The organism is Exiguobacterium sp. s46 (assembly GCF_018618875.1).
Classification (GTDB): Bacteria; Bacillota; Bacilli; order Exiguobacteriales; family Exiguobacteriaceae; genus Exiguobacterium_A; species Exiguobacterium_A abrahamii.
In genome coordinates this window covers 155,096-177,948 of sequence record NZ_JACSMY010000004.1, presented here as the reverse complement: position 1 = coordinate 177,948, position 22,853 = coordinate 155,096, and the positions used below count along the sequence as shown (strand labels likewise).

Sequence of the window (22,853 nt, the reverse complement as noted above, 5' to 3'; positions counted from 1 at the left end):
AGATTCATTATGAACGAAATCCCTTTATCAAACGGTTGGACACTTCGCTACTCCCCTGTCATCGATTTATGGTTGAAGGAAGATGGCGTACTGCTCGTAGATCACGAAGATAAGGTCCGCTTGACTCTCATTTTGGATGAGGAAACGATGGAAATCAAACAGATCGACAATACGAACGCTACGTTCTCTGTTGATCCAACGACACGTCGCCTCACCTTTGAACTAGGAGAAAGCGAAGAGGAATCTGAACCTCGTTACTGGGAATAATCACGCAGACCGGGTGCGACGCCCGGTCTTTTTTTGTACAATAACATCAGTAATGAAAAAAGGAGCTGTCACTTCATCATGATACGTACTGTCATATGGTTCATTTATTTTGGACTTGTCTTACCCTGTACCTTACCGTTTTTACCTAGTGCAAAACGTCGAACGCATCTCGCGCGCTATGCATTCGTCCAGCGTGTAGCAAGCGCCTGGGCAAACTCTCTTCTCCGACTCGCTGGCGTTCGTGTTAACGTAACAGGTCGTGAACACATCCCAGCAAACGAACCCGTCGTTTTCATCTCGAATCACCAAGGGAACTTCGATGTTCCGATTCTACTTGGAACAATCGATAAACCGAAAGCATTCATCTCAAAAATCGAAGTGAATAAAATTCCAATCGTCAATGTTTGGATGAATCTGATGGGATGTGTCATGATCGATCGAAAAGATCGACGCCAATCGCTGAAAGCGATTCGTTCTGGTGTCGAGACGATCAAGGACGGACAATCGATGATCATCTTCCCGGAAGGAACACGCTCCAAAGGCGGTCCAATGGCGGAGTTCAAAGCGGGTAGCTTCACACTCGCGACCTCAAGTGGCGCTCGTGTCGTACCCGTCGCAATTTCAGGAAGTTATCGTGTCATGGAGGAGACGGGTAAGATTCGTCCTGCCACGGTCGACGTCACGATCTTACCGTCGATTGATCCGAGTACGATGACACAGAAAGAACTCGTCCAGACAGTCGAACAGCAAATCAAACAGATTGTAGAAGGTGTCTAATATGTTAATGAAAGCAGAAAATCTCAAAAAAGAATTCGCCGATAAAATCGTCTTCGAAGATGTGACATTCTCTGTCTCACCTGGCGACCGGATTGGTATCATCGGCGTCAATGGTACCGGTAAGTCGACACTCCTGCATATCTTGGCAGGTAAAGAGACGGCAGACGCTGGTACGATGCATCACCCGAATGATTATCGGATCCGCTTGCTATCGCAAACGACCGATTATCCGGAAGACCAAACGGTCATGGAAGTATTGTTGTCTGGTGATACACCAACAATTAACGCGTTACGTCACTATGAAACAGCGCGTCTAGCACTCGAACAAAATCCGACGAGTGAAACACTACTCAATCGCTTCATCACAGCTCAGACAGAAGTCGATGCTGCGCAAGCTTGGGACACGGAATCACGCTTAAAGATGATTTTAAACAAACTCGGCATCCTCGACTTGAACGCGTTGATCGGCTCTCTTTCCGGAGGACAACGCAAGCGTGTCGGACTCGCTGAAGCTTTACTTGATGAAGCCGATCTTCTCCTGCTCGATGAGCCGACGAACGAACTCGATGCTGAGACGATCAGTTGGCTTGAGACTCAAATCAAGGAATACCGTGGTGCGATTCTACTGATTACCCACGATCGCTATTTCTTGAATCGTGTGACGAATCATATGATGGAAATCGCGAACGGTACGGCTTATTTCTATGTCGGAAACTATGAATCGTTTCTTGAGAAACGTGCCGAACGTCGTGAACGGACGGCTTCTATGGAAGAAAAACGTCAAAACATCCTCCGTCGTGAACTCGCCTGGTTGCGCCGCGGAGCAAAGGCACGGACGACGAAACAAAAAGCGCGGATCCAGCGCGTGGATGCTTTACAAGACCTCTCGTACGAGGAAGAAGAATCAACACTCGAAGTACAGGTCGGTTCGACCCGTCTTGGTAAAAAAGTCATCGAAGCGCATGATGTCTCGCATCGATTTGGTGAACGGACCCTTTTTGAATCGTTTAACGCTCTGATTGGACGGAAAGAACGGTATGGCATCGTAGGGCGAAACGGGAGTGGAAAATCAACACTTCTTTCAATCCTTGCGAAACGCTTAGAACCAACAACCGGTGAAATCATTCACGGCGAAACGGTGAAGATCGGCTTTTATGGGCAATTTGCCGAATTCACGCATCCCGAACGTCGTGTCATCGATGAGGTCGAACGAATCGCAAAAGTCATCACGACACTCGCTGGCGAGGAGATCACGGCAAGTCAGATGCTCGAACAGTTTCTCTTTAAACCGGAAGCCCAATATAAACAAATCGGTAAGCTTTCCGGCGGCGAAAAACGACGTCTGAAATTGTTGACGATTTTGATGGAAGAACCGAACGTCCTCTTCCTTGATGAGCCGACGAACGACTTGGATACTGAGACGTTATCCGTACTCGAAGATTATTTAGAATCATTCCCAGGCACCGTCATCACGGTCAGCCACGATCGCTACTTCCTCGACCGGGTCGTCAATCGCTTGATTGCATTTGAAGACGGGAATGTCGTCTTTTATTATGGACAATATACAGACTATCTTGAGCAAATGACAGCACCCGTTCCATCAATCGTTGTTGAAAAGACGGTTGAGGTTGCTACAGCACCAAAGATAGAGACGCCAAAGAAACTAAGTTATCAGGAACAACAAGATTGGGCAATCATTGAACAACAAATCGAAGAAAGTGAGGCAGAACTGGAGCAATTAGAAGCCGAACTTGCTTCGGCAGGAAGCGATCTCGGTAAAGTCAATGAACTGTATCAAGCCATTGAAAAAACGAAAGCGATGCTTGATGAACGGATGGAGTATTGGACGTACCTTTCTGAAAAAATCGAGGCATTTGAAAACTATCGTCAATCTAATCAATAATTTCGATAAGCGGAGTTCTTCCTTAAAGAAGAACCCCGCTTTTTTCATGAAATGGGAATTGCCTCTTATTTTCATTTTAAATCTGAAAATAAATGTGAATTCAAACTAGATATCGGGTAATGTTATAGCATATTTCATTTTCATGGAAGGCTTGCGAAAGGAGGAGTTCCGGTGAAACGGATCGTTCAAAACATCTACCCTACCGTCGCATTCTACTTAGTTGTCACGTACACCCTGCTCTGGCTATTGCCACAAGATCGCTCGTTACAACTTTCAGCGATCGTTAGTCTAGTCGGTTCTTTCGTCATTTTCCTACTTAGTCAATCGAAGGCTTTCAAACAATCTTCCATTCCATATAAATGGTTATCGATCGCCTTTTTCTCGTATTTTCTAGGCGATCTCCTCAATATGATTGGTCGTCTTTTTCAATGGAACGCTGTTAACCTGAACGTCTTACTGGATCTGCCTTATACGGTTCATTTAACGATGATGGTCATCTTCTTATTTCGGCAGTTGGATTTGACTTTGTTTCAAAAACAAAAATTATTGATTCTTGATTCTTTAACATTGTTCACTGTATCGATGATTGCTGGATACATCGCTATTTTCCGCTTTGTCCCCTCTTATACGCGAACGGTGCTCGAGCAAATCAGTTGGACCTTCTATGCCTTCTTGACGATTCTGTTGACGCTGTTCTTTTTCTTACTTTATGCTTCTGGACTAAAGCGAAACGTATCGAGATTAGGGTTCCTCTTCCTAGTACTCGGAACGTTCGTGCTCGGTATGACGAACTTTATTTTTTATACGTTGTTATTGAACGGTGAACCGCGAATAGCTGGTTTATTGCTTCCGCTATACCCACTCAGCGGACTCTTCATCCTTGCCTTCATGAATACTCGCGCTCTTCCCATCAGTCATGAACAACAAGCAACTCTTATTCGGGTCGAAACACTTACGCGTTCCTTGATGTCGTACATCTTATTATCTGTACTGATTCTCTACATTACATTCTTCCCTGTCTCCCAAACCTTCTTCTCACTTTCCGTCGGCATTACGTTTTTATTATTTTTAACACGACAGCTTTTTTCATATCAGGAAAATCTGCGGTTGTTACAGGAAACAACAGCACTGCAAACGAATCTAGAAGACATCGTCCATCAAAAGACAGCACTCTTACAGTTACGCGAAAAAGAACTAACGTCGCTTTTTCTATCTTATCCAGAAGTTGTTCTTGAAATCGATGCTACGTATCAGATTCGATCTGTCAATCCAGCTGCTGTCGAAGCTGGATGGAGCGATTTACCGCTCGGACCGAGCCAACGGCTACAACTCGATCGACTCATTCCATTACTTCAACAAGCGCAGCTGATTTATCCCTCTCACTTGCTACATGTACCGGCCACGGAGGAACATTCGGAAATCTTTTTGAATACGACAATCATCGATATTCCGGATCAACAACGCTATTTCGTCATCTTGGCGGATATCACGGAAGATTATCAACAGGAAGTATGGCTAGAACGTATGGGGTACCATGATTCGCTCACGCATTTGCCAAACCGGCGTTACTTCGAGGAACAACTTTATCTGACTCTGCCGACGTTAGAATACGGCTCCTTACTATTCATTGATTTAGACGGTTTCAAACAAATCAATGACACTTATGGGCATGATGTTGGTGACCTCGTTTTACAAGAGACGGCGAGCCGCCTTCAATCGATGACGACGTCAACTGATCTCGTTGCACGTCTTGGAGGAGATGAGTTCTTGATCTTCATTCAGGCATCTGCTTCGGAAACACGCCAGTTTGCCGAACACGTTCTCGAAGTTCTAAATCATCCGTTCTACATCCAGACACATACGCTTCAAGTCACACCATCAATCGGAATTTCCTTATACCCTGAAGATGGTAAAAGCTCTGAACAATTATTGATTCGAGCAGATGAAGCCATGTACCATATTAAGAAGACCGAAAAAAACAATTTTTTGTTCGCTACTCAAATTAAACGTTAGGAGGGAGTTCATGCTTAAATCGAACTATTTCATCCGTTGGTTTCCTGCCATGCTCGTCATATCTTTTGCTCTAATGATCCTTGCTACATGGACTCCTTCCATCTCTAATCGGATCGTTGAACAAGTACTACAGTATGCCTCTCTTGGATTGATTGCTTACTTTATTCTTACTGCTTATCGTAAGGAACAAACATTGGTCGTACCCAGACGAAAGTTTTGGCTGATCGCTTTAGGATCACTGGCTTTATCCTGCATCGGTTCCGTTCTTGAGACATTACATTTCTTCGATCCAGACTTTCCAGTTCCATCTATTTATAGCCTGATTTTATTTTCAATATCTCATTACGTATTCTTATACGCGATTTTTTACCGAATCATCACAAAACGGACACTCGGACAACACGTGCTCGCTTTCGTCGATGCCGCGATCATCGTCGTTTTCATAGCACTTGTTGCGTTTCATGTCCTCAATGAATTGACGAATCCGGGACTGCAAACTGTTCCTTATGCCATCATCGTCATTACGAATACATCACTCGGTTTATTCGTCTTCTTCTATTTCACGTTCATTCAAGAAACTCATTGGGTATCAAGGATGGCATTATTCTTATTGTTCTTATCCATTTTCATTCGCGGTATCTACGAAGTCTCAAGTGTTTATTTCCCGGACTTCTCAGCAAATTATCTATTGTTTTTCCCGATCTTGATCCGTTTGGCGCAAAGTGCAGCTATTTTATGGCATATTGATCATATTGAAGAAGGAACCACTCGAACGAAGGTCATTCCCCGTTCCTGGCTCCCTCTACTGGCCGTTCCTTTATTCATTCACTATATGGTGGAACAAGAAGGCGGGAAGCTCGATATCTTCATCATTTTAGTTTTACTAATCATTCGACAAATCTTGATTGCTCGTCAGCATAGGTTGATCGTTGCACAATTACACGAACGGAATGAACAACTCGCTTCACGCATCGAACATCGCAAACAACAAATCAAAGATAGTGAACAGCAAGTCATTCCACTCTTTCTCGGTCATCCTGACCCGATGATTCGACTCGATCAATCTGGAACGGCACTATACGCAAATTTAGCTGCCCAACGTCTGTTTCATTTACCCGACATGACGATTGAACATATACCTCGTACGATGCGTCACTTATTAGAAACACTTGAGACAGATATCGATGAGTATGAAGATGAACAACACAGAAAGTATGAGATCATTGATATTCCGATTCAGATTGCTGCCACCTCGATGGGACGTTTCACGATTTTACATGACGTCACTGAACGAAAGCTCCGGCAAAAAAGGATCGAATACCACGCCTACCATGACGCCTTGACAAGTATCGGAAACCGTCGTTCGTTGGAGCGAGATTTTTCAAACCATCTCCTCGAGATGAATTATCTTGCGGTAGTCGATTTAGACGGTTTTAAGCAAGTCAATGATACGTATGGTCATGAAGCAGGTGATTACGTATTGATCGAAGTCGCGAAACGATTGAGCGAGCATACGAATTCTTTAGAACAGGTGTATCGACTTGGTGGAGATGAGTTCGCGATCCTCTTACACGCCGATGATGAACTGTCCTTACGTCGAAAATGTAAATCCTTCTTACACTTTTTAAGACGTCCTTACGTTTATAAAGGACAATCCTTATTCGTTTCTGCAAGCATCGGTGTGACCGCGTGTCATAAGGCTGATCTTGAAACATGCTTAAAGCAAGCCGACCTTGCCATGTATCGCGTGAAACATCGGGATAAAAACGATGTCGCCCTATATCGAGCAGATTCATGAAAAAAACCTAGAATACGTTGACCATAATCAGGTCATGTATTCTAGGTTTTTTCAATTATTCTTCTGGTCTCGGTGAAATATTGCCTTCTTCGATATCGAGGAGTAAGTCAATCAATTCCGCACAAAATTCTGGATACTGACGAAGCAACGCGTCTTCTCCTACTTCATCCACGAAGTCCGTCAACAAAGCGAGGACTTCTGGTACCAGTGCGCGCGCTACTTTCATATAGGCAATCGCAAAGCGCCATTTCCCAGAAATGTAGAGCAGTTTTCCAATCAACAAATCACCTGGTTCGACTTCAATCTCAGACAAATCCGTTTGATACGTCTGTTTTGACATTAAATCAACGACACCATCCGCCTCGACTTGAAACAACGAAGGCATCGGGTCCGCTAATCCACGCAAGGCGCGGTAGAGGCTAGGCGATAACTCTTCTTTGACCTGCTCAAGAAAACGACCGTGCGGCGTTTTTCCTTGATCATCCGTCTCATAGAAGATTGCCCAATCTACGAATAAGTCCCGGAACAATTCAGCATCTTTTAAATACCAACGTCCCTCCGTCGCAATCTCTTCAATGAAAGCGACCCAATCCGTACTACGCGCTGTCGCTGCTTCTTGATACATCTTCTTCAAGGCTGCATTCATTTCCGCTTCAGAAACCGTCGTCGGAAACGGAATTACTTTTCGATCGTTCTTCATTTCGATCGCCCTTTCCGGTGAGGAGTAGCCGGTCGTTTAATCGTCTGAGGTGCTGTGAATTCACGTTTTGGAATGACTTCCCCACGATAAATTTCCATCGCTTCCATCTCGACGCCCATTTGCTTCGCAAGTGTTTTTAAGTGTTTTAAGTCTTGATCCGTAACAAGAGCAAGTACCATTCCGTTCGCGTTTCCACGTCCCGTCCGACCTGAACGGTGTACGAAATCGTCAAGCGACTCCGGCAAATCATAATGGACGACATGCGTGACTGCTTCGATATCTAACCCACGTGCCGCAAGACCTGTCGTGACGAGTAAAGGAAACTCTCCCTTTTTATAAGAACGCAATGTCTCCATCCGCTCTCGTTTGCCTTTTTCAGCGTCTAAAATCCGGTATTTCAATGAGAATTTACTCAACTCGCCATTCAATGGTCCGAGGAAGGAACGGTTATTAATGAATGTCAGTACTTTTGATCCTTGCATGTTCGCCAGACGACGTAACAATTCCGGCTTCTGACGACGTGAAGTCTCCAAATAACCGAATGTCACTTGTGTACTGACGGCACGCTCAACTCGAATCGTCTCAGGGTTGTTTGCAAGCGTCCGTCCCCATTCTGCTGTCCGTTCCGGTAATGTCGCGGAGACGAATGCTAACTGACGATCGCGTAGTGCACTGTTTGCGATTCGCGTCGCCGAGTCACTCATACCACTCTCATAGATTTGATCCGCTTCGTCCAAGACGATCAATTTCACCTTATGCATCTTCAGCTTCTTCGAATCGATCAACTCAACGAGACGCCCTGGCGTTCCAACAATGATTTGTGGTTTTTTCTTCAATCGTTCATATTGTCGTTTTAATTCAACACCACCAATGAATGCACCGGATTTGATACCACTTCCTTGAGCAAACAATTGAATGACTTGATGAATTTGCATGACGAGTTCCCGTGTTGGTGCCGTGATCACTACTTGCACGTGTGGTTCTTCTACTTCAATCTTTTCTAAAGCTGGAATGACATAGGCAAGCGTCTTCCCTGTTCCTGTCGGCGCTTCCGCCAGGACATCTTTTCCTTCGCGCAACAACGGAATCGCTTGTTCTTGAACAGGCATCAACTCCGTAAAGCGTGCGCGTTCCCATGCTTCCTGTAAAAATGGTTTTGTAAAGTTCATAACGATTTCTCCTACTCTCTTAATTCCATCATGCCGTTACGTATTCGACATGATCTCCTGATGCATCACGGTATCCCCGTAATGTCTGTGTATATTCATTTCCTGCGTCGAGCAATCGAATATGGAATCGAATCTCGCTTTCACCGGCTTCTTCTTCTAAAATTTCGAATCCTTGGATGACACGATCCTGTAATTCTGCAGCGAGTGCCGGGTACTCCGCAAGACTCGCATACGTCGCTTTTACGTCAACCGGACGACGAACAAGCGCAATCCAATACGATTCATCATAGCCGATAAAGTCTTCATAATCAAAATCATCTTCAAACCGAATCCAGAATCCATCATTTTCGAATTCCGTGATCATTCCCGTTCGCGTTGAACCGTCCGATCCGATTTTCAGCGAGACCCAGTCTCCTGACTGATACTCTCCTTGTTGTGTTAATGATACATACTCCATTTGGCACACCTCCACGTTCTATATTCCCTTTTTCATTGTCAACGATACGTCTTAAAAATACAAGGCACCGTAGCGTGACATTCCTCACAGTTTCAACTGTTCTAGTGAATCTTTTTCAAATCAACTCATACAGTTTCCAAAAAACCTTGAATTAGCAATCTAAAACTGTTTTTTTTAAACTATTTTCATATGAATACAGAAATAAAGAAAGCCCGTCATATCAACGTTTGTCCACTTGTTAAAACATTCACATGAACGTAAAGGGAATCACCCCTTCCTTTTGTTACACTATTCACATAAGGAACTGATGATTAGCTCAATATTAAAGGAGTGGTATCCATGTTATTAGAAAAAACGAGTGCTTGGACGAACTTTACGTCTGGTGAATGGGTAAAGACGATTGATGTCGCAGACTTCATCCGACTCAATCGCACGGAATATACAGGAGATGATCACTTTTTAGTCGGTCCGACGCAAGCAACGGAACGTCTCTGGCAACAAATTCTACAGCTGACGAATGAAGAGCGACAACGTGGTGGTGTGTATGCCGTCGATGCTAAAACACCATCAACGATCCTCTCGCATGATGCAGGGTATCTGAATCGTTCACTCGAAAAAATCGTCGGTTTACAGACAGACGAACCGTTTAAACGTTCGATTCATCCGAACGGTGGGATTCGGATGGTGAATGATGCCCTAGCTGCGTATGGCTTTGAAGCAGACGAGACCGTCACGAAAACTTTCAGCGAGTACCGGAAGACACATAACCAAGGGGTTTTCGATGCCTATACCCCTGAGATGCGCGCTGCACGTAAAGCCGGTATTATCACCGGATTACCTGATGCTTATGGTCGCGGACGGATCATCGGTGACTATCGTCGTGTTGCTTTGTACGGAACGGCACGCTTGATCGAAGAACGTAAGAAGGATTTAAAGGCACGTGGCGGGTTCTTATCTGAATCGATGATTCGCGACCGTGAAGAGATGAATGAACAGTTGCGCGCATTAACGGAATTGACCGAGCTTGGAGCTCGCTATGGTTTCGATCTCTCCCGCCCTGCAGAAACAGCACAAGAAGCATTCCAGTGGGTCTATCTTGCCTATCTTGCTGCCATCAAAGAGCAAAACGGGGCAGCCATGTCACTCGGTCGAGTCTCGACGTTCCTTGATATTTATGTCGAACGTGATCTTGCGGCTGGTCGCTTGACGGAAGAGACTGCACAAGAACTCGTCGATCATTTCGTCATGAAGCTTCGGATCGTTAAGTTCTTACGGACACCAGACTACAACGATCTGTTCTCAGGTGATCCGACGTGGGTAACGGAATCAATCGGTGGAATGAGTGAAGATGGACGATCAAACGTCACGAAAAGTTCATTCCGCTTCTTACACACTCTCTCGACACTTGGTCCGGCACCGGAACCGAATCTAACCGTTCTCTGGTCTACTCAGCTTCCACGCGGATTCAAGGAATTCTGTGCGAAGATGTCGATCGTTTCAAGCTCGATTCAATATGAAAACGATGATTTGATGTTACCGGTTTATGGAGATGATTACGGCATCGCTTGTTGTGTCTCCGCGATGAAGATCGGGAAACAGATGCAGTTCTTCGGTGCGCGAGCAAACCTGGCAAAAGCATTACTCTATACGATCAATGGCGGAATGGACGAGAAGCTCAAAATCCAAGTTGCCCCAGCTACACCACTGATGCTCGATGAAGTACTCGATTACGAAACCGTCATGGCGGCTTATGATCGTCAACTCGATTGGCTCGCAGAACTGTACGTCAACACACTGAATGTCATCCACTACATGCATGATAAGTATAGCTACGAACGGATTGAAATGGCTTTACATGATCCAGAAATCTTACGGACGATGGCATGCGGTATCGCTGGTTTATCGGTCGTCGCTGACAGTCTATCCGCCATCCGTTACGCAACAGTTCGTCCAATCCGAGATGCGGATGGGATTGCAGTTGATTTCAAGATCGAAGGCGAGTTTCCGAAGTTCGGGAATAACGATGAACGGGTGGATCAGATGGCGGTCGATCTCGTCACACTGTTCATGGAGAAAATCCGTAAACATCCAACGTATCGCAATGCCCTTCCGACGCAGTCTGTCCTGACGATTACTTCAAACGTCGTCTACGGTAAAAAAACAGGAAATACGCCAGATGGACGCCGTGCGGGTGAACCATTCGCACCGGGTGCTAACCCGATGCATGGACGTGACACTAGAGGAGCTGTCGCCGCACTGACATCTGTCGGAAAATTACCATATGAACATGCGCTCGACGGGATTTCCTACACGTTCTCGATCGTGCCAAAAGCACTTGGTAAGGATGAAGACACACGCATTCGCAATACAGTCGGATTACTTGACGGATATATGGGTGGTACGACTTCAAAAGGACACCATTTGAATGTCAACGTCTTTGACCGTGAGACGTTACTCGATGCCATGGAGCATCCAGAAAAATATCCACAGTTAACGATTCGGGTATCCGGTTATGCCGTCAACTTCATTAAACTGACGCGTGAACAACAGATCGATGTCATCAATCGAACGTTCCACGGTTCTCTCTAAAATGATGTGTAGTATGTGAAAGGAAGTGAGCAGGATGACCTATGGTATGATCCATTCCGTTGAATCATGTGGAACAGTCGATGGTCCTGGCATTCGATTCATCGTCTTTACGCAAGGATGTCCACTACGATGTCAATACTGTCATAACGTGGATACATGGGAGTTCGGTTGCGGACGGCGTGTCTCAGCAGACGAAGTCGTAAAAGAAGCGATCAGCTATCGCTCCTTTTTCGAGGCCACGGGTGGCGGAATCACCTTCTCTGGAGGTGAACCGCTCGCTCAGCCTGAATTCTTGGAGGCTGCTTTAACAGAAGCAAAACGCCATGGACTGCATACGGTCATCGATACCGCGGGATCCGTCGTCCCGAAAAACATCGATGCGATTCTCGATGCGACAGATCTAGTACTACTCGATATCAAACATATCGACGATGCCGCTTGTCGCGTCTTGACTGGACGGAGTAACGCCAATACACTCGCCTTCGCAAAACGCCTAGCCGAGCGAAACATTCCCGTCTGGATTCGCCATGTCCTCGTTCCAGGTATTACGATGTCAGAACATTTCCTCCGTCAGACCGGCGAGTTCATCCGGACGCTCGGAAACGTCGAGCGCGTCGAAGTACTCCCGTATCATCAACTCGGTGTCTATAAGTGGGAAAACCTCGGTCATGCATATCCGTTAACTGATGTGCTTCCCCCTTCATCAGAAGAAACGGATACTGCGCAAACCTTACTTGAATCGTACTTGTGTTAACGTTTCCAGTTTGTTACAATGACGGCATAGACTATGAACAGGAGGTACAACACCGAAATGAAGCAATCACTCGTACACGTCGCTTGATGAATGAAATCATCTCTTTCGCAATGCAGTTGCGGATGTCTGACGCTACGAGTCTGCTCTTTTTCGGTGTGACCAACCTCTGGCCAGCACCTTCTTTGAGTTACACTCCGGCACACCATCCGCTCGCTTCGGATGGTGTGTTTTTCATTTCATCTTATCGGAAATGAACACTAAAGGAGCTGCTTTTATGCCTACTGAAACACTTACGATCCAACACCTATCGATGGACTACGACGAACGACGTCTTTTCTCGGACGTTTCTTTTCATATTCATACCGGTGAACATGTCGCCTTAATCGGTCCGAACGGCATCGGAAAAACGACACTGTTACACTTGATCGCTGACCAACTTCAGCCGACTGACGGTTCGATCAAGCGTCATTACAAAAAACTCGGTCTACTATCACAACACTTCGTAGCGGGCGATCACACCGTTCTTGATGTCGTCGAACGAGCGGATGCGGTTCGTTATCAACTTCGCGCTAATGCCATGAATGGTGACTTGACGATCTATCAACAAGCACTCGATCAGGACGCCTTCTCGCTTGAAGCAGATGCAGCACGCGTCTTAAAAGAAGTCAAATTAGAGGAAGCACTCTGGACACACAAAGCATCCAGTTTAAGCGGTGGTGAACAGACGCGCCTCCAACTTGCCTGCCTGCTTCTGTCACGACCTGATTTCATCATTCTCGATGAACCGACGAATCATCTGGATCAAGAGACACTCGAGTGGCTCACGGAATGGGTCAACATGTCACGGACCTCGATTCTCTACGTCTCACACGAACGATTCTTCATCGACGCAACGGCTGATGCCGTCATTGAATTATCCGAATCAGGGGCAACGCGATACAGCGGAAACTATCAGTCCTATAAAGAACAAAAGGAACATCAAGCTCTGTCGCAACAACGAGCGTACGAAAAACAAGAACGCACCCGTAAAGAGCTGACACGCATGATTCAAGGATACCGGCAATGGCATCAAAAAGCCTCGAATCAAGCGAGTGAACGGGATCCGTATGCGAAAAAGAAGGCTGCTAAACATGCGACGAAGGTCAAGGCAAAAGAGCAGCAACTCGAGCGTCTACTCGAGGATCGTGTACAAAAACCACAGGTTGCACCGACTGTTCACGTCGCATTCGAACATGAAGCAATTCGTGCGAAACGACTGATTTCGTTCGAACGTGTCTCATTCGTGCATGAGACGAAACCGATCCTAAACGACGTTTCGTTTACGGTAGAACGTGGTGACCGAATTGCTGTCATCGGACCGAATGGAAGCGGGAAAACGACCTTACTGCGTCTCATCGAGGGCGAATATGCTCCTCATCAAGGGAACGTAATCCGTCATCCTCGATTGAAGACCGGCTATTTTTCACAAGCCCTTTCCCACTTACCGACATCCGGTACGTTGTTAGAGGCGTTACTTGAGTACGGCACGATGAGTGAAACGGACGCCCGGACGTTGCTCGCCTGCTTTTTATTCCGTCGCGATGATGTTTACCGGTCGATTTCCGACGCCAGTATGGGTGAGAAATGTCGGATCGCTTTCTTACGTCTGTATTTTTCTGGTGCTCACTTGCTTATTCTCGATGAACCAACGAACTATTTGGACCTTGCGACTCGTGAACAAATCGAAGCCGCCCTCGATGTTTTCCCTGGTGAGCTCATCTTCGTCTCTCACGATCGTTATTTTACCGATCGGCTGTCGAATCGGACGTTTGATTTAACGACTGGATTCAACGATCATCCGGTCGGAACGGCCACGGTACGAAACGCGCGCCGAAGTGACCCTGAAGCGATTCAATCCGACTTACATCGTCTTGATGCGTTGACGGGTAACGTGCCGTTCCATACAGAAACAAATGAATCACTTTCAAAAGAATAACGAGAAAAAAGCATCTGCATAGAAAAAGAGACTCCTTTTTCCGTTGCAGATGCTTTTCATATATCAATCGTATTATCGCTTTTGATACTTCACTTTCGTATGCGCTTGGGCCTGCTTGTGGATTTTTTTCCACTTTTCTTTCTCCGCCGCCTGCAACGCCACGTTTTGCTTGCGTTCCGCATAGGCGATTTCTCGTTTTAGCTTGACGAAGCTGTTCCAGCGCTCAGCAGTTAGTGTGCCATCTTCTAAAGCTATCCGAACGGCACATCCCGGTTCCTTATCATGTTCACAGTCTCGGAAACGACAGTTTTCAGCAAGCTCCTCAATATCGGAAAACGTCGACGATAAACCGTCACTGCCATCCCATAAGGCCAATTCTCGCATCCCCGGTGTATCAACAAGCAATAGACCGTTCGATAGTCGTTTCAGTTCGCGATGTGTCGTCGTGTGACGTCCGCGTTCATCGTCTTCTCGTACGCCACCCGTCTCCATTAACTGTTCTCCAGCTAAAGCATTGACGAGCGTCGACTTCCCGACGCCGGACGACCCAACTAACACGATTGTCTGCTTGATTTGTAACTGTTCACGCAACTCCTCTAATCCGTCACCAGTTAAAGAATCAACGGCAAGGATTGGTGTTCCGAACGCGATCGCTTCGACAGCCTGCAGTTCCGTTTCAATCGACGGCATCAGACTTTTTTTCGTCAGGACGATGATTGGTGTCACCCCTGCATCCCAAGCAACCGTTAAATAACGTTCCAGTCGACGGACGTTGAAGTCATGTCCAAAAGCCATGACGAGCAAGGCAACGTCGACATTCGCGCAGATGATTTGTTCCTCAGTCTCCGTTCCTGCCGCTTTTCGGGAAAATTGAGAAGATCGTGGTAAGACACGTTCGATTCGTCCTTTGCCTGGCTCTCGCTCTGTTTGGATGATCCAGTCACCAACCGCTGGCAATTCAGCTTTCGTTCCCGATTGAAAACGCAATTTACCAGACAGTTCGCTCAGCGATTCTCCTGTTTCCGTCATGACGCGATAATGTGTTTGATAGACGGCTGTAATCCGTCCTAATCGTTCTGTTCCTGTCATTTCGTAGACAGGTGGTGTACCCCATTCGTTCAAATGGTTTCCTCCTCTGATTTAAGGGAGGGAAACCCCTCCCTGGTTTCCGACACATGTTACTTGGTTTACGTTGATTGTTGCACTCATCAACATCACTCCTCTCGATTCGATTCCCTTATAGAGTATCACATGAATCATTGGTGCTGATAGCGCTTCCCTTAAAGTCAGACCTTCTCTCCGCCTTAAGCCCGAGAGCAAATACGGTCCAAAGAGTGTCGTAGGAATAGAAGGACTCCCGTATCATAAAGGTATCAACACAAGGGAGGCTTCCTCATGAAGCAATCGAAAGGAAAACAACTGGTGATGATTCTCGCCGGACTGGCGTTACTTGCCGTCGTCATCGGAACATTACCGCATATGATCGGACTTGGTTTAGGGGCGTTACTCGCGTTCTATTCGATCAGTAAGTTCATGCAGTCGAACAAATGGCCAGCGAAACTCGGCTTCGGATTCCTAGCAGCCATCGGAATCGGACTTGCCCTCTCGAACATCTGGGCAGTCATCGGAATCGCAGCAGCCATCGCATTGTACGTCGGTTACATGCGTATGAAACTACAACGTGTCAATGTTCAAGATCTCTTCAACCGTCGCCGTACATCAACGACACATTTCGAAGCAGACTGGAAAGACCTAGACGAAAAACGTTTCTAATCAAAATGTGTGACCCGATATCATTCGCCACTTCCAAGGAGGAATTTTTTCATGAAAAACGTATTTGATCAACTCAACGATTTTGCGACACAAATGATGACAGAAGTCAAAAAAGCAGCCGAACAGGGTGAAGTACCTGCTAAAAAGCTCGTTCGTCATATTCGATCTACAGAAGCTGATCTAAAAGAGATTGATCGACTTCTCGAGCGTCAACGGACATTACTGCAAGAATTAACGCATAAACAAGAAGAAGCGAAGGATTTAGCAGATAAACGCTTCAAGCAAGTCGAAATCGCAAACGAAGCCGGTGAACAACAACTGGCTGAGCGCGCAGCCATCGAATCGAAGCATTATGGGGAGCAATACCGCTTCTTCGAAGAACTCGTCGCTGAGACGAAACGCGAGCTGAATGAATTGGAACGTGAAGCCCTCGAGTTGAAGTTGAAGCTCGAAGATCTACAAAACAAACGGTACGAATGGATGATGCGCGAAAACGTCTCGAACTTAAAAAACAAGATGAACCAGGTGCTAGATCGCGAACCAAATGCTACTATAAAAGAAGAAGCACATCCGTTCACGGCGGAAGAGCCTGAAGCAAAACAACCAGCCGTTGATGAAGATGATATCGATGCGCGTATCGCTGAACTCGAACGCCGCATTCACCAATAAGCAATTAATGATGAAGGAGGCGTATGCCTCCCTTTGTCATGTTAGAAAGGAGATTGATCGTGCGACGATTAAGTACGAAACAACTGGTCGGTTACGTATCGATCCTGTTCGCCCTCGGTCTGTTCTATGACCTATTGTCTGGTGCAGGAAATGTATTGTTTGGTGTCTTATTTCCGTTCCTGCTGTATTATGTCGGGATTCATTTCCGACGACGTAATCATGAAAAATTAGCAATCCTCTTTTACATCGTCGGTACGATCATTCTTGCTGGCGTCGTCCTTAGTTCGGCTGCCATCGGTTTTGTCATTGCTGGTATCTTGCTCTATCTTGGGATCATTCTCGTGACACGACATTCTGTCCGCGAATTTTTATTTTCACGGATTGCTCCGCATCAATATGAAGAGGAAGGGATCAAGATTCAACCCGCTTACTCCTTCTCGACTCAAGCCGATGCACCGTACGTCTTACAGGATTTGAGCGAACAGTTCATCGTCAAGGATTTAGAAATCGATTTGACGCACGCCTATGTTCCAGAAGGCGAGACCTTGATCGTCGTCAGTGGTGTCGTCGGGGACGTCCGAATTCTTTTACCGTCCGGCTACGACTATACACTCGACACGTCAATCGGCTTCGGAAGCGTCAAGACGGACATCCGCCGGATTCCGACCTTCTTCAATCGACGCATTCAATTCCGGGCACCGGAATACGGTGAAGCGACGCGGAAGGTTCGCATTCATGTCATGCTCGGTATTGGCAACGTGGAGGTGTCTTCGATATGAAGCGTGATCAATTCCCGCTTGGTGTCATTGCACTCCAAGTCATGACGGGCTTTTTGACTGCCGTCATGACGACGTTGTTATTCTTAAGTACACGACAAGTCGATTGGCATGTCCTATTCGTCCGTCAACAAGATTTCCCTGTCCTTCTACTCGTCATCGGACTCTCGTTATTACTACCGCTTGCCATTGGTAGCATGCATTACTTTTTCTTGCGACGTGACTTCAAACGTGTCACGACTGCCATCATTGAACTCGAGCAAGGAAAAGATGTGACGATCGTTCCGGGTCCCTACTTTCATACGCTGACGCGCTTGTCGCGGATTGGAAAACGTATCGACGAACAAGTCGAGACCGTCCAAAAAATCAGTACACGTCCGCAACATGTTGAACAAGTAAGAGTTCAAGCCGTCACGGAGGAACGAAAGCGACTCGCACGTGATTTACACGACTCCGTTTCGCAACAGCTCTATGCCATCTCCATGATGACGACAGCAGCTAAACAGACGATTCTGTCTCAACCTGAAGCTGCAGCCAAACAGATCGAGATGGTCGAGACGATGGCGCAAACGGCGCAGTCTGAAATGCGCTCCCTCTTACTTCAGCTTCGCCCTGTCGAACTCGAAGGGATGACGTTACAACAAGGACTTTCGCAACTGCTCGAAGAATTATCTAGAAAGCAGTCCACACAATTGAGTTGGAAGTTAGAAGAGATGTCACTTCCACGACAAATTGAAAACGAGTTGTTCCGAATCGTTCAAGAAGGATTGACGAATGCATTACGTCACGCGAAAGCGTCTCATATGGATATCGAACTCCGACAATTCAACGAAACGATCATTTTAAGCATGAATGATGATGGTGTTGGATTCGTCGTTGATGAAAAAAAACTTGCCTCTTATGGCATTAATTCGATGCGGGAACGGACGGCTGAGATGGGCGGAACGATTCGTCTCGTCAGTGTTCCGGGACAAGGAACCCAAATCGAAGTCAAACTTAGAAAAGATCGGATGGTGCAAGTATGATACGCGTATTATTAGTAGATGATCACGAGATGGTCCGGGCCGGTGTGTCTGCTTTCCTTTCCACACAACCAGACATCGAGGTCGTCGCCGAAGCGTCGGATGGTCAAGCAGGAGCCTTGCTTGCGCTTGAACACCGACCGGATGTCATCTTGATGGATTTAGTAATGGAACCAGTCGATGGTGTCGAAGGAACGCGACTGATCCGCAAAGACTGGCCGGAAGCAAAGATTCTCGTCGTGACGAGTTTTCTTGATGATGAGAAAGTTTATCCTGTCATTGAAGCTGGTGCGATGAGTTATGTCTTAAAAACGGCTAGCGCCTTTGACATCGCAGAAGCGATTCGCAAGACGGCAAACGGTCAATCCGTCATGGCAGCACAAGTGACTGGTAAAATGATGGAACGTCTTCGTCGTCCTACGACACACTTACATGATGATTTGACGGAACGTGAGCAGGAAGTTCTTCAATTGATGGCTCGTGGTATGGCGAACCAAGAAATCGCAGACGAATTATTCATTTCCTTAAAAACCGTTAAGACACACGTCTCGAACATCTTATCGAAACTCGATGTCGTAGACCGTACACAAGCTGTCGTCTATGCCTTCAAGCATAATCTCGTCAAATAAGATTTAGCCCTTCATTACTTATTCCTTAAGCTCACGCAAATAAGGGGCTGACTCAAAAGTCAGTCTCTACAAAGATAAGGGAGGTAGATTGATGATCTGCCTCCCTTACCTCGTAATAAAAAGAATGACGCGTCACACGCAACTCCTACAGGAAAAAACGCTTTTATGCGTTGTCAGAGACGAACAAGACCCGCTTTCCCGCTTAAATGAAGCAGGAAAACTGGCTTGTGTCTCGCCTGAGGAAAGGGCGTGTACAGACGCGTCATTCTTTTTTTGAAGCCCCTTATTGCCTTACCAGAGTCTCCATCCGGGAGCTCCTGGAGGGGCATTTTCAATCATATGCCAAATCGGCACCGTGTACGCAAACGCAATCAAAGCGAACGTCACGAAAATCCATAGCTTCCAATTTTCAAAGAAGAGTGGCGTTGCCATCGCCTCTTCTTCCGTTTCAGCAATCGGAAATTCTTCCGTTCCTTTTGGCGCTCGGAATGCAAGTTGGAACATCGCATAGAGGAATAGCAGAATCGAGATGAATAAAATCGTTCCGCCGATCGCCATTGCGACATGATATGGAATCCAATCAGCGACGATGGAATCCTTGAAGTAGGTGGCTGGTCCCGTCCGTCGTGGATTACCGAGTAATCCTGAGATGTGCATCGCAGTCGACATGAAGAGCATTCCGATCGTCCAGGCAGCCGTTTGAATAAGTCCAAGACGATTCATTGCTGCTGTTAACGTTCGACCACGTAAGAGCGGGACAAGCCAGTAGGCTGTTCCGAAGAACGTCAGTGCGACGGCGGCACCGACCGTGATATGAAAGTGTCCCGTGACCCACAATGTGTTGTGAACGATGATGTTCAGCTGATGCGATGCATTAATGACACCACCTGCACCTGCTGGAATGAAGAATAACATCCCGATGAACGGTGCAAGGAAACGGACGTCGCGATATGGCATTTTCTTCACCCAACCAAATATGCCAGTTGCTCCCTTCCGGCGACCTGCTAGCTCAAAAGTCGCAAACATCGAGAAGGCAGTCATCAATGATGGAATGATGACGAGGAATGTCAAGACGACTTGGACATACTTCCAAAATGCAGAAATCCCCGGCTCTAACAATTGATGGTGAAAACCAACAGGGAATGAAAAGAGTAGGAATAACAAGAACGACATGCGTGCTAACGCGTCAGAAAAAATCTTCCCACCAACGATTTTCGGAATGACCGTATACCAAACGATATAAGCAGGTAATAACCAAAAATAGACGAGTGGATGACCAAAGTACCAAAATAGCGTCCGAGATAGTTCGATCCCGACCTTATCCGTCCAACCAAGAGATAAAGGAAGGAGTTGAAAGAGAATCGTTGCCGCTACGCCGAGTGTCGCAACCACCCATAACAAGGCAGTCATAATGCTCATGTAGGCTTGAAGCGGTGGATGAACACCAGGGTGTTCCCGCTTATAATCAGCATACATTCGGAACATGGCACCAGACGCGATCCACGTTCCGACGACGAAGATGACGAGTCCGATATAAAATACAGGATGTGCCTTGAGTGGTGCATAGAACGTATAGAGGACGGAAGCTTCACCTGCAAGCACCATCCACGTGACGAGGACGACACCAAGAATCATGAACCAGAACCCGACCCATCCGAGACGTCGCGGAAACTCTTCGAAGCGTCCGAACGATTGACCTAAAAATGAGAACAATAATCCGAAAATGAATAACGTCGTAAAGACGATTGCAAGCATCAATCCGTGAGCAGTCAGAAGCTCATAGTATCCGATTCCAGCGATTTCTGGAATGGCACCTGTCCGTACCATTGTTTGTAGTAATCCACATAGACCACCGATCAATAAGGCGACAAGTGAAAAACTAACATGTGCAAAGGCCAGTTTCGCTTCCTTGACTCCGATGACGGTAGCGGGTAGACCACGCTCCATCTCGAACTGTCTTAGTTTATTTGATATAGCATTCATCTTATTCCACCACCTTGATTTTCGTTGCCATCATATGATGGGCATTACCACAATATTCATTACAGACGACGAGATATTCGCCTGCTTCCTTGAACGTATACTCAATCGAATTAATATGTCCGGGAACGACCATCATGTTGACGTTCGTCTTAACGATTTCAAATCCATGAACGACGTCCTTCGATGTCACGAGAAAATCGACTGTCGCCCCTTTAGGTATGACCATATCTTTTGGTGTAAACTGAAAAGCTTGTGAAACGATGACCGCTTCGTATCGGTCATCATCAATCTTTTTTAGTCCTGGTTTATCAAACGGTTTCGTCTGATCGACTTTCGTCGGATCAATCAATGTCGCATCGGATGGTGGTTGATTGCCCGATGCAAAAGCGGATACACCGATGATGGTCAAGAAGACCGCTAGCATCGCTACTCCGAAGATCAGCCAAATTTTTTCTAAACGATGAATGTGCATCGTGATTCCCCCTTAACGTGATATGAACAATAGAAAGATTGAACTCCACATCCCGATGATGACACCTGCTACGATCAGGACGGCAACGAATGTTCCTTTTAGGTTCGATTCTGTCTTTTGACTCATCGTGATTACTCCTTTCCTACTCTGAACTTGTCTTTATTGTAAGAATTCAGCAAGTCTGGAAACTGTGATAAATATCACTTTAAATATGAAAATTCCGCACTTTTCATTTCGAAAACACACAGAAAATTCACATCTAAGCGAGCTTAGAAAAAACTTCTATACACAAAAATAACGCGAGACAGGAAAGTCCTGTTTCGCGTCGGGATGATTCGTACATCTTATTAAATTCGACAAACACCTGCTGGACATCCTTCACAATGACACAGATCCCGTAGATATTGCGGATCGTGAATGATGATTTCTTTTGCAGTCATCGAAATGATCCCTTCTTTTTTCCACTGAGAAAACATACGATTAACGGTCTCACGTGGTGCACCAATCAATTGACCAAACTCACCGTCGGATGGTCGCTTCGCAAGACGATACGTTTCTCCCACTTGTTCCCCTTCCATCGCAATCAAGCGAAGTAACGTCGAAGCTAATGCCCCTGGTTTTCCAAACAGTAGTAAGTCACGTAATTTCGTTTCCGTTTGCTTCCGCATTAATGCTTGCCATCGCATGATCTCAAGCGCAAAGGCACCGTCTTTTTTCATAAGCTCTTCTAATTGGTTTTTCGATAAGAATCCGATGATGCTATCTTCCATCGTTTCAATACTGTAGGAACTCGGAAAAGCTTCTCCTACATCAAATTCGCCAAACAAATCTCCTTTGAAATATAAAAACATGAGTAATGGACTGCCTTTTTTCGTCAACTTCGATAGTTTGACGCCTCCTTGTTTCACATAAAACAACTTATCGTTCATTTCCCCTTCCCAACAGACAATGGAATCCTTTTTGAACGTCGTTTCTGTCATGAAGCTCTCAAGCAACGTTCGCGTTTCGGGTGATAAGACGAACGTATTGGCTTCAGTCGTTCCACAAGTTAGCATATCCATTTCTCCTCTCCTCTTCTTCTGCTTTTAGTATAGAACATCACAGTCGAAAAGAATGGATTTTCAAAA

The 22,853-nt window shown here is 46.1% G+C and carries 22 protein-coding genes; 14 read left to right on the top strand and 8 right to left on the bottom strand.

Annotation, left to right across the window (positions count from 1 at the left end):
* Positions 1 to 9: 9 nt before the first annotated feature.
* The 5 genes from KNQ08_RS15430 (at position 10) to KNQ08_RS15410 (ending at position 6,758) form a co-directional block, all read left to right on the top strand.
* On the top strand, positions 10 to 267 hold the full coding sequence (locus KNQ08_RS15430; RefSeq protein ID WP_023467272.1) for a hypothetical protein: 258 nt from the start codon (positions 10 to 12) through the stop codon (positions 265 to 267).
* A gap of 78 nt (positions 268 to 345) precedes the next feature.
* Positions 346 to 1,044, top strand: a complete 699-nt coding sequence (locus KNQ08_RS15425) for a lysophospholipid acyltransferase family protein (RefSeq protein ID WP_029340873.1) — start codon at positions 346 to 348, stop codon at positions 1,042 to 1,044.
* Between the two features lies 1 nt (position 1,045).
* Positions 1,046 to 2,947 carry an ABC-F family ATP-binding cassette domain-containing protein gene (locus tag KNQ08_RS15420; RefSeq protein WP_214806277.1) on the top strand — a complete coding sequence of 634 codons (1,902 nt, stop codon included), beginning with the start codon at positions 1,046 to 1,048 and terminating at the stop codon, positions 2,945 to 2,947.
* 171 nt (positions 2,948 to 3,118) lie between these two features.
* Positions 3,119 to 4,960 carry a diguanylate cyclase domain-containing protein gene (locus KNQ08_RS17050; RefSeq protein ID WP_214806275.1) on the top strand — a complete coding sequence of 614 codons (1,842 nt, stop codon included), beginning with the start codon at positions 3,119 to 3,121 and terminating at the stop codon, positions 4,958 to 4,960.
* Positions 4,961 to 4,970: 10 nt separating this feature from the next.
* Positions 4,971 to 6,758, top strand: coding sequence for a GGDEF domain-containing protein (locus tag KNQ08_RS15410; RefSeq protein WP_214806273.1), 1,788 nt, complete (start codon positions 4,971 to 4,973; stop codon positions 6,756 to 6,758).
* A 55-nt stretch (positions 6,759 to 6,813) separates the two neighbouring features.
* Here the strand turns inward: KNQ08_RS15410 and KNQ08_RS15405 are convergent, their stop codons facing one another.
* The 3 genes from KNQ08_RS15405 to KNQ08_RS15395 are packed head-to-tail and all read right to left on the bottom strand — an operon-like array spanning position 6,814 to position 9,084.
* Positions 6,814 to 7,458, bottom strand: coding sequence for a hypothetical protein (locus KNQ08_RS15405; RefSeq protein WP_149426868.1), 645 nt, complete (start codon positions 7,456 to 7,458; stop codon positions 6,814 to 6,816).
* Positions 7,455 to 8,627, bottom strand: a complete 1,173-nt coding sequence (locus tag KNQ08_RS15400; protein WP_023467266.1) for a DEAD/DEAH box helicase — start codon at positions 8,625 to 8,627, stop codon at positions 7,455 to 7,457. Before KNQ08_RS15400 ends, KNQ08_RS15405 begins: the two co-directional genes overlap by 4 nt.
* A 28-nt stretch (positions 8,628 to 8,655) precedes the next feature.
* Positions 8,656 to 9,084: a hypothetical protein gene (locus KNQ08_RS15395; protein ID WP_023467265.1), complete on the bottom strand. Its 429-nt coding sequence runs from the start codon at positions 9,082 to 9,084 to the stop codon at positions 8,656 to 8,658.
* Between the two features lie 339 nt (positions 9,085 to 9,423).
* On the opposite strand from KNQ08_RS15395, the gene pflB reads away from it, so the two are divergent.
* The 4 genes from pflB to abc-f all read left to right on the top strand — a co-directional run bounded on the left by pflB (position 9,424) and on the right by abc-f (position 14,402).
* A complete protein-coding gene (gene pflB, locus KNQ08_RS15390; RefSeq protein ID WP_149426866.1) occupies positions 9,424 to 11,673 on the top strand; it encodes a formate C-acetyltransferase in 2,250 nt (749 codons plus the stop codon).
* Between the two features lie 34 nt (positions 11,674 to 11,707).
* Positions 11,708 to 12,427 (top strand): pyruvate formate-lyase-activating protein, encoded by a 720-nt coding sequence (pflA, locus tag KNQ08_RS15385; RefSeq protein WP_149426865.1) that lies wholly within the window; start codon positions 11,708 to 11,710, stop codon positions 12,425 to 12,427.
* A gap of 86 nt (positions 12,428 to 12,513) precedes the next feature.
* Complete coding sequence (locus KNQ08_RS15380; RefSeq protein WP_158408684.1) at positions 12,514 to 12,681, top strand: hypothetical protein; 168 nt, start codon at positions 12,514 to 12,516, stop codon at positions 12,679 to 12,681.
* A gap of 20 nt (positions 12,682 to 12,701) precedes the next feature.
* On the top strand, positions 12,702 to 14,402 hold the full coding sequence (gene abc-f, locus KNQ08_RS15375; protein WP_214725288.1) for a ribosomal protection-like ABC-F family protein: 1,701 nt from the start codon (positions 12,702 to 12,704) through the stop codon (positions 14,400 to 14,402).
* Between the two features lie 72 nt (positions 14,403 to 14,474).
* Here abc-f and rsgA read toward each other — a convergent pair whose 3' ends face one another.
* Complete coding sequence (gene rsgA, locus KNQ08_RS15370; protein ID WP_167507601.1) at positions 14,475 to 15,491, bottom strand: ribosome small subunit-dependent GTPase A; 1,017 nt, start codon at positions 15,489 to 15,491, stop codon at positions 14,475 to 14,477.
* A gap of 306 nt (positions 15,492 to 15,797) precedes the next feature.
* Here rsgA and KNQ08_RS15365 point away from each other — a divergent pair, with 306 nt between their 5' ends.
* Genes KNQ08_RS15365 through KNQ08_RS15345 form a run of 5 tightly spaced genes read left to right on the top strand, consistent with a single transcriptional unit; the run spans position 15,798 to position 19,271 of the window.
* The gene (locus KNQ08_RS15365) at positions 15,798 to 16,175 is read left to right on the top strand and encodes a lmo0954 family membrane protein (RefSeq protein ID WP_023467260.1); all 378 of its coding nucleotides are present in this window, start codon (positions 15,798 to 15,800) and stop codon (positions 16,173 to 16,175) included.
* A 51-nt stretch (positions 16,176 to 16,226) separates the two neighbouring features.
* On the top strand, positions 16,227 to 16,844 hold the full coding sequence (locus KNQ08_RS15360) for a PspA/IM30 family protein (RefSeq protein ID WP_029340865.1): 618 nt from the start codon (positions 16,227 to 16,229) through the stop codon (positions 16,842 to 16,844).
* Between the two features lie 38 nt (positions 16,845 to 16,882).
* The gene (liaF, locus tag KNQ08_RS15355; protein ID WP_251055875.1) at positions 16,883 to 17,623 is read left to right on the top strand and encodes a cell wall-active antibiotics response protein LiaF; all 741 of its coding nucleotides are present in this window, start codon (positions 16,883 to 16,885) and stop codon (positions 17,621 to 17,623) included.
* Complete coding sequence (locus KNQ08_RS15350) at positions 17,620 to 18,645, top strand: sensor histidine kinase (RefSeq protein WP_034785901.1); 1,026 nt, start codon at positions 17,620 to 17,622, stop codon at positions 18,643 to 18,645. Before liaF ends, KNQ08_RS15350 begins: the two co-directional genes overlap by 4 nt.
* On the top strand, positions 18,642 to 19,271 hold the full coding sequence (locus KNQ08_RS15345; protein ID WP_023467256.1) for a response regulator: 630 nt from the start codon (positions 18,642 to 18,644) through the stop codon (positions 19,269 to 19,271). Before KNQ08_RS15350 ends, KNQ08_RS15345 begins: the two co-directional genes overlap by 4 nt.
* 291 nt (positions 19,272 to 19,562) lie before the next feature.
* Here the strand turns inward: KNQ08_RS15345 and KNQ08_RS15340 are convergent, their stop codons facing one another.
* From KNQ08_RS15340 to KNQ08_RS15325, 4 genes are all read right to left on the bottom strand, one after another.
* Positions 19,563 to 21,254 (bottom strand): b(o/a)3-type cytochrome-c oxidase subunit 1, encoded by a 1,692-nt coding sequence (locus KNQ08_RS15340; RefSeq protein ID WP_023467255.1) that lies wholly within the window; start codon positions 21,252 to 21,254, stop codon positions 19,563 to 19,565.
* A gap of 1 nt (position 21,255) precedes the next feature.
* Positions 21,256 to 21,726: a cytochrome c oxidase subunit II gene (locus KNQ08_RS15335; protein WP_050678241.1), complete on the bottom strand. Its 471-nt coding sequence runs from the start codon at positions 21,724 to 21,726 to the stop codon at positions 21,256 to 21,258.
* 12 nt (positions 21,727 to 21,738) lie between these two features.
* Positions 21,739 to 21,852: a hypothetical protein gene (locus KNQ08_RS15330; RefSeq protein ID WP_023467253.1), complete on the bottom strand. Its 114-nt coding sequence runs from the start codon at positions 21,850 to 21,852 to the stop codon at positions 21,739 to 21,741.
* Between the two features lie 221 nt (positions 21,853 to 22,073).
* The gene (locus tag KNQ08_RS15325; protein WP_251055876.1) at positions 22,074 to 22,787 is read right to left on the bottom strand and encodes a Crp/Fnr family transcriptional regulator; all 714 of its coding nucleotides are present in this window, start codon (positions 22,785 to 22,787) and stop codon (positions 22,074 to 22,076) included.
* Between the last annotated feature and the right edge of the window lie 66 nt (positions 22,788 to 22,853).